Below are 974 nucleotides of genomic sequence, written 5' to 3'. Positions count from 1 at the left end.
CTAGATGATTGAGTCCGATGTCTGGGCTGGTCGCGACCATGGCGAAGGGCGCCCGTTGGCCTGAGTGTGACTTCCGACCTGGACGCCCTTCTGGCGGCACTGTACGTGTTCATCGACGACCATGTGGCCCCTCGTCGCCGGATCGGGCGACCCCCGAAACTGACGGACGCCGAACTGCTGTGCCTCGCAGTCGCACAGGTCCTGCTCGGCTTCCCCTCCACCCGGCACTGGATCCGGTTCGCACACGCCCGGCTGGGACACCTGTTCCGCTATCTGCCCCAGCAATCGGCCTACAACAAGCGACTCAACGCCGCCGGACCGCTCGTCTCGCAGGTCATCGAGGCCCTGGCCCGGCAGGTCCCCACCTGGCACGACGACCTGCGCCTGATCGACTCCACACCCGTGCCCTGCGCGGCCTCCCGCGAGACCGTCAAACGCTCCGAACTGGCCGGTCACGCCGGCTACGGCTACTGCCGCAGCCACTCCCGCTTCTTCTGGGGATTACGCCTCTACCTGGTCACCACGGCGGAGGGCATGCCCGTCACCTGGTGCCTGGCCAACCCGAAACTCGGAGAACGGGAGGTGATGACCTCGCTGCTGGAACGCGACCACCACCTCGTCAGCCGGGGCCAGGTCATCCTCGCCGACAAGGGCTTCGCCGGGCGCGAGTTCGAAGCGTTCCTGACCGAACGGCTCGGGGCTCACCTGGTACGGCCGGACCGCAAGGACGAGCCTGAACGGCACGGGAAGATCGCACGCGTCCGTCAGTGGATCGAAGCCGTCTTCGACACCCTCAAAGGCCAACTCAGCCTGGAACAACACGGAGCCAGAACCCCCGCCGGAGTCTTCGCCCGCACCGGCCAACGCCTCCTCGCCCTCGCCACCGCCATCTGGCACAACTGGACCACCGGAGCCGCAATCAAACGATCCCTGATCGCCTACGACCACTGAGAACTTCGGACTCACACATCTAG

1 protein-coding gene is annotated in these 974 nt (G+C 66.3%); it reads left to right on the top strand.

Annotation, left to right across the window (positions count from 1 at the left end):
* The first annotated feature begins 66 nt into the window (after positions 1-66).
* Positions 67-951 (top strand): IS982 family transposase, encoded by an 885-nt coding sequence (locus RCO28_RS39240; RefSeq protein WP_308946204.1) that lies wholly within the window; start codon positions 67-69, stop codon positions 949-951.
* Positions 952-974 lie beyond the last annotated feature (23 nt).

The organism is Streptomyces sp. LHD-70 (assembly GCF_031157275.1).
Taxonomy (GTDB): domain Bacteria; phylum Actinomycetota; class Actinomycetes; order Streptomycetales; family Streptomycetaceae; genus Streptomyces.
This window is presented reverse-complemented; position numbering and strand designations above follow the sequence as displayed.